This window comes from Stenotrophomonas sp. MH181796, assembly GCF_009659995.1.
Taxonomy (GTDB): domain Bacteria; phylum Pseudomonadota; class Gammaproteobacteria; order Xanthomonadales; family Xanthomonadaceae; genus Stenotrophomonas; species Stenotrophomonas riyadhensis.
Window position 1 is genome coordinate 179285 of the sequence record NZ_RAHU01000009.1, and the last position, 8179, is coordinate 187463.

Annotated in this window: 5 protein-coding genes and 1 pseudogene; all 6 read right to left on the reverse strand. The window is 67.6% G+C overall.

Annotated elements, in window-relative coordinates; genetic code table 11:
- Positions 1–21: 21 nt before the first annotated feature.
- The 6 genes and pseudogenes from dnaE to lpxD all read right to left on the reverse strand — a co-directional run bounded on the left by dnaE (position 22) and on the right by lpxD (position 8037).
- Positions 22–3612 (reverse strand): DNA polymerase III subunit alpha, encoded by a 3591-nt coding sequence (dnaE, locus tag D5301_RS22025; protein ID WP_110711702.1) that lies wholly within the window; start codon positions 3610–3612, stop codon positions 22–24.
- Between the two features lie 218 nt (positions 3613–3830).
- The gene (locus D5301_RS22030; RefSeq protein WP_153856888.1) at positions 3831–4499 is read right to left on the reverse strand and encodes a ribonuclease HII; all 669 of its coding nucleotides are present in this window, start codon (positions 4497–4499) and stop codon (positions 3831–3833) included.
- Positions 4496–5659, reverse strand: a pseudogene (gene lpxB, locus D5301_RS22035) (lipid-A-disaccharide synthase); the annotation flags it as partial. The pseudogene lpxB and the gene D5301_RS22030, both read right to left, overlap by 4 nt.
- A 92-nt stretch (positions 5660–5751) precedes the next feature.
- Positions 5752–6543, reverse strand: a complete 792-nt coding sequence (lpxA, locus tag D5301_RS22040) for an acyl-ACP--UDP-N-acetylglucosamine O-acyltransferase (RefSeq protein ID WP_110711704.1) — start codon at positions 6541–6543, stop codon at positions 5752–5754.
- 16 nt (positions 6544–6559) lie between these two features.
- Entirely contained in the window at positions 6560–7018 is a 459-nt protein-coding gene (gene fabZ / locus D5301_RS22045; protein ID WP_005408737.1) for a 3-hydroxyacyl-ACP dehydratase FabZ, read from the reverse strand.
- Positions 7015–8037, reverse strand: a complete 1023-nt coding sequence (gene lpxD / locus D5301_RS22050; RefSeq protein WP_324187373.1) for a UDP-3-O-(3-hydroxymyristoyl)glucosamine N-acyltransferase — start codon at positions 8035–8037, stop codon at positions 7015–7017. The genes fabZ and lpxD overlap by 4 nt, the downstream gene beginning before the upstream one ends.
- Positions 8038–8179 lie beyond the last annotated feature (142 nt).

Sequence of the window (8179 nt, forward strand, 5' to 3'; positions counted from 1 at the left end):
AGGAACACGAGGGCGCCCGACTCAACTGGCCCACGGCGGGCTGTAGCGCACCTTCAGGGTGCGCACGGCCGGGTCGGCGCGCAGCGCCTCCATCAGCTTGGAGTCGATGCGTACCGCGCTCTGCCCGGACACATCGAGCATGCCGGCGACACCGCCGTGTGGTCCCTTCAGCAGCAGGTCCAGGCGCAGTGGCGTTCGCCCCGGGCGATGGCGGTCGAGCAGCGCATCGATGCGTTCCCAGACCGGGCGCTGTTGGCGCAGGTCCAGGCGCAGCGACAGGCGCGTGGCGTAGTTGGCGCAGACTTCGTCGAAGTCCCAGCACTGGCGGATGCGCAGCGCGAAGCCGCCGTTGAATTCGTCCTCGCGCAGGCCGCCCTTGACCACCAGGATGCGGTCCTTGGTCATCAGGTGGCCGAACTCGGCCATCGCGTCGGAGAATGCGCTGCACTCGACGCGGCCGCGGCCATCCTCGAGCTGGATGAAGATCTGGCTCTCGCCCTTGCGGCGCACGCCGACCACCTGGCCGGCCAGCACGGTCTGCACTTCCGGGCGCCAGCGCTTCTCACCGCCACCACCGCCGCCACTGTTGGCGCTCCAGATCTTCTCCACCGAGCCCAGGTCGTTGCCGACCAGGTCGCGCACATCGTCGCGCCACGGGTCGAACGGGTGGCCGCTGAGGTAGAAGCCCAGCGTGTCGCGCTCGCCGTTCAGGCGCTGGAGCAGCGGCCATTCCTCGGCTTCAGGCAGATCCAGCTGGATCGTGGTCGCGCTCGGGTCGGGGCCGCCGAACAGCGAGTTCTGGCCCGACGCACGTTCGCGCGCCATCTGGTCGGTGGCCTTGATCACCTCCGGCAGCTGCAGCATCAGCGAGGCGCGGTTATGGCCGAGTTCGTCCAGTGCGCCGCAGTTGATCATCGCTTCCAGCGTGCGCCGGTTGAGCTTGGCCGAACCGACGCGGGTACAGAAGTCGAGCAGGTCCTTGTACTCGCCGCCCTTCAGGCGTTCGTCGACCACCGCTTCGCAGGCACCCTGGCCGACGCCCTTGATTGCGCCCAGACCGTACTGGATGGTGTCCGGCGTCACCGCCTCGAACATGAAGGCCGATTGGTTCACCTTCGGCGGCAGCACGGTCAGGCCGAGATTGCGCACCTCGTCGAGGAAGCCGACCACCTTGTCGGTGTTGTCGAGGTCGGAAGACAGCGTGGCCGCCATGAACTCGGCGGGGTAGTGGCGCTTCAGCCACGCGGTCTGGTAGCTGACCAGTGCATATGCAGCGGCGTGGGACTTGTTGAAGCCGTAACCGGCGAACTTCTCCATCAGGTCGAAGATCGCATCGGCCTTGGCTTCGTCCACACCATCCTTGGCCGCACCTTCGCGGAAGATCTCGCGGTGCTTGGCCATTTCCGCCGGCACCTTCTTGCCCATCGCGCGGCGCAGCAGGTCAGCGCCGCCCAGCGAGTAGCCGCCGACGATCTGCGCCATCTGCATCACCTGCTCCTGGTACACCATGATGCCGTAGGTGTCCTTCAGGATCGCTTCGGTGCGCGGATCGGGATAGATGATTTCTTCCTGGCCGTGCTTACGCGCGTTGAAGGAGGGAATCAGGTCCATCGGGCCGGGTCGGTACAGCGACACCAGCGCGATCAGGTCTTCGAAACGGTCGGGGCGCGCGTCCTTCAGCAGGCGGCGCATGCCCGAGGATTCGAACTGGAACACCGCGCCGGTATTGCCGTTGGCGAAGATGTCCTTGTAGGTGGGCGTGTCGTCCAGCGGGATCGCGGCGATGTCCACCGGCGGGATGCCGGCGCGCTCATGGCGCTTGTTGATCGCCTTCACCGCCCAGTCGATGATGGTCAGCGTGCGCAGGCCAAGGAAGTCGAACTTCACCAGGCCCACTTCTTCCACGTCGTTCTTGTCGAACTGGGTGACCGGGTTCTTGCCGAGTCCGTTCTCGTCGTGTTCGGCGTACAGCGGGCAGAACTCGCTCAGCGGCTCGGGACCGATCACCACGCCACCGGCGTGCTTGCCGGCGTTGCGGGTCAGGTCTTCCAGCTGCAGCGCCAGATCGATCAGGTCGCGGACATCGTCCTCGGTCTCGTAGCGCTGGATCAGTTCGGCCGAGGCCATTTCCGAGCTCGGGCCTTCCTTGCCCTTGCCCAGCGCATCCTTCAGGTGGATGCCGAGGATGTTCGGGATCAGCTTGGAGACGCCGTCGACCAGGCCGTACGGGAAACCGAGCACGCGGCCGGAGTCGCGCACCACCGCCTTGGCGGCCATGGTGCCGTAGGTGATGATCTGGCTGACGCGCTCGCGCCCGTACTTGCGTGCGACGTAGTCGATCACTTCATCGCGGCGGTCCATGCAGAAGTCGATGTCGAAGTCGGGCATCGACACGCGTTCCGGGTTCAGGAAGCGCTCGAACAGCAGGTTGTACGGCAGCGGGTCCAGATCGGTGATCTTCAGCGCCCACGCCACCAGCGAACCGGCACCCGAACCACGGCCGGGACCGATCGGAATGCCCTGGTTCTTGCCCCACTGGATGAAGTCGGCCACGATCAGGAAGTAGCCCGGGAAGCCCATCTTGATGATGGTGTTGAGCTCGAATTCCAGGCGCTCGAAGTACTCTTCGCGGGTCTTGCCCGGCGCCAGCGGATTCTTCTCCAAGCGCTCTTCCAGGCCGTCGCGCGACATCTTCTGGATCCAGGTGTCCAGGGTCTCGTCGTCCGGCACCGGGTAGTTGGGCAGGAAGTAGGTGCCCAGCCGCATCTCGATGTTGCAGCGCTCGGCCAGCGCCAGCGTGTTGTCGATCGCATCGGGAATGTCGGCGAACAGCGCGCACATCTCCTCGGCCGACTTCAGGTACTGCTGGTCGCTGTATTCGCGTGGGCGCTTGGGGTCGTCCAGCACGCGGCCGGTGGAAATGCACACGCGCGCTTCGTGCGCGCTGAAATCCGATGGCGACAGGAAGCGCACGTCATTGCTGGCCACCACCGGCAACCCGCGCTGGCCGGCGGCCATCAGCGCGAACTGGTTGAAGGTTTCCTCGCCCTCGCGGCCGGTGCGGGTCAGCTCCAGGTGCAGGCCATCGCCGAACACGCGCTGCCAGTCGGCCAGCTGCTGCTCGGCCAGCTCATGCTTTCCGTCCAGCGCCAGGCGCCCGGCCAGGCTCTGCCGGCCGGCCAGCGCGAACAGGTTGGCATTGCCTGCCTTCAACCAGTCCGGGTGCACAGCCACGCCGCCTTCCGGGCGATGGCCTTCCATCCAGGCGCGGGTCAGCAGGCGCGACAGGCTCAGGTAGCCCTCACGGTCGCGGCACAGCAGGGTCATCCGCCACGGGTCCTGGCCTTCCTCGGCGATCAGCACGTCGGCGCCGGCGATCGGCTTGATGCCCACGCCTTCGGCGGCCTTGTAGAACTTGACCAGGGCGAACAGGTTGTTGAGGTCGGTTACCGCCAGCGCGGGCATGCCGAGTTCGACCGAGCGCGACAGCAGGTTGGCCTGCTTGGCCTTCTTCGGGTCCGCCTGGTCGGGCTTGGCCGGCACGCGGATGGTCGAGTCCGCCAGCGAGAACTCGGTGTGGACGTGGAGATGTACGAAGCGGGAGTTGGACATGCCGGACCAGGTTGGAGCGCGCGGGCCCCGGGTGCTGACGGAAGATCGTCGCCGGGGTCGGGATGCGCTGGAGTGCCCGGTCAGGGTAGCGAGGGCAGGGGGAAGCGACAAGGACTTGACGGTGCGCCGATTGCGCGAATGTCGCCGGGCATGGCCCGGCGCCAGCGGAGGCGTTCACATTGCCGTGAAAGCGCCGGACGATACCCGGCAGCCGTTGTTCAAGCGATGGCTGTGATCGCGGGGGCTGGCGCTGTTTCCGGGCACTCGCGCACCGGGGCGAAGCTGCGCCGGTGCTCCACGCAGGGGCCGTGCTCGCGCAGGGCGGCCAGGTGGGCCGGGGTGCCATAGCCCTTGTGCTGCTCGAAGCCGTACTGCGGGTGGCGGGCATGCACCTCCTGCATGTAGCGGTCGCGCGAGACCTTGGCCAGGATCGAGGCGGCCATGATCGCGCGGTCGATGCCATCGCCGCCGACCAGCGCCTGCGCCGGCAGTACCAGCCCCTTGGGCACCACGTTGCCATCGATGCGCGCGAAGCCGGCCACGTGGGCGACCGCTGCGACCACGTCGCGCATGCCCTGCAGGGTGGCCTGGTAGATGTTCAGACGGTCGATGGTGTCCACGTCCACCAGCACCACATGCCAGGCCAGGGCGCGCTCGATGATGCGGTCATGCAGCTGCTCGCGGCGCGCCGCGGTCAGCTGCTTGGAATCGTCCAGGCCGTTGATCCGCGGCCGTGCCGGGTCGAACACCACGGCCGCCACCGCGACCGGCCCGGCCAGCGGGCCACGACCGGCTTCGTCGACGCCGGCGACCAGGCGCTCCGGTTCGACCACCGCCGCGCCATCGAACAGGGTCAGGCTGGCCGCTGCGGCGTGGCGGCGGCTCATGCCTGGGCCTGGTCGCGCATCAGCAGCTCGCCGACGGCGTCGGCGGCACGTGCCGACGCATTGCGGCGCAGGCGCTCATGCAGGCGCGCGTAGGTATCCTGCAGGTCGGTCACCCGTTGCGGATGGTCGAACCATTGCTGGATGGCGGCGGCCAGCTTGTCCGGGGTGCAGTCGTGCTGCATCAGCTCCGGCGCCAGGTCCTGGCCGGCCAGGATGTTGGGCAGGGCAAAGCGGTCGACCTTGATCAGGCCCAGCGCCTTGACCAGGCGATAGGTCAGTTCGTTGACGCGGTAACCAACCACCATCGGCCGCTTCACCAGCATGGCTTCCAGGGTTGCGGTGCCGGAGGCCAGCACCACCACGTCGGCAGCGATCATCGCGTTGCGCGCCTGGCCGTCCAGCACATGCGAGTACGCGACCGGCAACGCCGAGCGTGACAGCTGCTCTTCGATCAGGCGCTTGCAGGCGGGGTTGGCGGCAGGCACTACCACGTGCAGGCCGGGGATGCGCTCGGAGACCTGCCAGGCGGCCTCGAAGAACGGTTCACCGAGGCGCGAGATTTCGCCCAGGCGGCTGCCTGGCAGCACCGCCAGCACCTTGGCCGAGGTCGGCAGGCCAAGCGCTGCGCGCGCTTCCTCGCGGTTGCCCTGCAGGGGGATGTCATCGGCCATCGGATGGCCAACGAAGCGTGCGTCGATGCCGTGCTTGGCATAGATCGGGGGTTCCATCGGGAACAGGCACAGCACCAGGTCAGCGCTGCTGCCGATCTTCTCGGCGCGCTTCTCGCGCCAGGCCCAGACCGAGGGGCTCACGTAATGCACGGTGCGCACGCCGCGCTGCTTCAGCCAGCGTTCGATGCCCAGGTTGAAGTCGGGCGCGTCGATGCCGATGAACACGTCCGGCTGCCATTCCAGTGCACGCTGGCGAAACGCGGAACGCAGTTTCAGCAGGCGTGGCAGGTGGCGCAGTACTTCGGTCAGGCCCATCACCGCCAGCTCGCTGGCATCGTGCCAGGTCAGGCAGCCGGCGCTGCGCATGGCATCGCCACCGATGCCGGCGAATTCGGCATTCGGAAAGCGTGCCTTCAGCTCGCGCACCAGGCCCGCACCCAGCAGATCACCGGAGGCCTCACCGGCCACCAGTGCGATCCGCAACGGGCGCTCGCTGAGCACCCGCTGCGCGGGGACGCTGCCGGCCATCGAGGCCAGCGGAATCACGGCGGCGCCGGCCGGCGCCTGGCCGGTCGTGCTGCTCATCGCAGCAAGGGCCTCTCGGCGTGCTCGATGAAGTCCAGCATGGCCTTCACGTCATCGCTGTCGCGTGCCTGTTCGGTCAGCTGCACCTTGGCTTCGGCCAGCGGCAGGCCCGCCACGTACAGGGTGCGGTAGGCGCGCTTGATGGCGGAGATGCGCTCGGCGTCGAAACCACGACGCTTCAGGCCTTCGCTGTTGATGCCGCGCGGGCGGCCCAGCGAATCGGTGCCGACCATGGTGAACGGCGGAACGTCGCCGTTGGTCAGCGCGCCCATGCCGAGGAATGCGTGGGCACCGATGCGGCAGAACTGGTGGGCACCGGCGAAGCCGCTGATGATCACGTAGTCGCCCACGGTGACGTGGCCGGCCAGGGTGGTGTTGTTGGAGAACACGCAGAAGTTGCCGACATGGCAGTCGTGCGCCACGTGCGTGTAGGCCAGCATCCAGTTGTCGTTGCCGATCGTGGTGATGCCGCCGCCGCCGCCGGTGCCACGGTTCAGGGTGACGAACTCGCGGAACACGTTGCGGTCGCCGATCACCAGTTCGGTGCGCTCGCCGGCAAACTTCTTGTCCTGCGGCTCGCCACCGATCGCGGCGTGGCCGATGAAGCGGTTGTCACGGCCGATCCTGGTCGGGCCGTGGATGCTGCAATGGGGGCCGACCACTGTGCCGGCGCCGATTTCCACATCGGCCCCGATCAGGGTGAAGGCGCCCACCTGGACGTCATCGGCCAGGCGCGCGGCCGGATCGATGACGGCGGTCGGGTGGATCCGCGGTGTGTTGTCAGTCATTCCTGCCTCCAGTGGATCAGCCCTTGGCGCCGGCGCACATGACTTCGGCCGAGGCAACGACTTCACCGTTGACCTTGGCTTCGCCGTAGTACCAGCCCATGTTGCGGATCAGGCGCTTCATCTGCACATCCAGCATCAGCACGTCGCCGGGGACGACCTGCTTGTTGAAGCGGGCATTTTCCACCTTGACCATGTAGAACAGCTTGGACTGCGCATCGCGGCCGAGCGTCAGCTGGGTCATCACGCCACCGGCCTGCGCCAGCGCTTCGATGATCAGCACGCCGGGCATGATCGGGCGGCCCGGGAAGTGGCCCTGGAAGAACGGCTCGTTGATGCTGACGTTCTTCTGCGCCAGGATGCGCTTGGCGTCGATGTCGAGTTCAAGCACCCGGTCCACCAGCAGGAACGGGTAACGGTGCGGGAGCAGTTCCTGGATCTGGCAGACGTCGATAGGAAGCTGCAGCGTGTCGTTCATTCTTTCTCCTTGCCAGCGGCCAGGACGCGGCGAGCCAATGCGTCCAGCTGCTTGAAGCGCGCGGCGTTCTTGCGCCACGTGCGGTTGTCGGTCAACGGGGTGCCGGACGAGTACTCGCCCGGCTCATGGATGGAATTGCGGACCACGGACTTGCCGGTGATCACGACCTTGTCGCAGATCTCGAGGTGGCCGACCACGCCGACGTGGCCGCCGAGCAGGCAGTAGCGGCCGATCCTGGCGCTGCCGGCGATGCCGGTGCAGCCGGCGATGGCCGAATGCGCGCCGATCTGCACGTTGTGCGCGATCTGCACCAGGTTGTCCAGGCGCACGTCTTCGTCCAGCACGGTGTCTTCCAGCGCACCGCGGTCGACGCAGGTATTGGCGCCGATCTCGCAATCGTCGCCGATGCGCACACCGCCCAGCTGCGGCACCTTGATCCACTTGCCGGCGTCCATCGCCAGGCCGAAGCCATCGGCGCCGAGCACTGCACCGGGATGCACGCGCACGCGCTTGCCAAGCTTGACCCGGGTAACCAGGGTGACCCGCGCGATCAGCTCGCAGCCGTTGTCCAGGCTGCAGTCTTCGCCGATCACGCTGCCGGTGCCGATGATGCAGTTCTCGCCGACCACGCTGTGTGCGCCGATGGAGACGAACGGGCCGATATGCGCGCTGGCGGCGACCTGGGCGCTGGGGTCGATCACGGCGCTGGGGTGGATGCCGGGTGGCCGTGTCGGCGCGATGTCGAACAGCGCGGCGATCTTGGCGAAGGTGGTGTACGGGTCCTTGGCCACGAGCGCGGCGCCCGGAGCGGCCTCGGCGTCGTCGGCACGCAGGACCACCAGCGAGGCCTGGCTGTCGGCCAGCTGGGCGCGGTAGCGCGGGTTGGCGAGGAAGGTCAGCTGGCCAGGACCGGCATGGGCGAGGGTGGCCACGCCATGGATGGCGGTAGCGGGATCGCCATGGACCTGCAGGCCGAACTGCTCGGCGAGTTGCTGGGCGGTGTAGGTGGGAGTATTCACGGCGGGAGTTTAGCGTGTGGAGCCATTGCGGTCATGCGGGGCGGTCATGCAGCCAACGGCAGGGCCCCTCGCGGCCGGCAGAGCCAGTGTCATGGGCTGGGTCGGACGGGGCGGGGCTGCGGGGGACGGCGCAAGTACGTCC

What these genes read in the sequence shown, in the direction of transcription:
- dnaE (WP_110711702.1), bottom strand. Translation starts at nt 3,612, where the DNA reads ATGTCCAACTCCCGCTTCGTACATCTCCACGTCCACACCGAGTTCTCG.
- D5301_RS22030 (WP_153856888.1), bottom strand. Translation starts at nt 4,499, where the DNA reads ATGAGCCGCCGCCACGCCGCAGCGGCCAGCCTGACCCTGTTCGATGGC.
- lpxA (WP_110711704.1), bottom strand. Translation starts at nt 6,543, where the DNA reads ATGACTGACAACACACCGCGGATCCACCCGACCGCCGTCATCGATCCG.
- fabZ (WP_005408737.1), bottom strand. Translation starts at nt 7,018, where the DNA reads ATGAACGACACGCTGCAGCTTCCTATCGACGTCTGCCAGATCCAGGAA.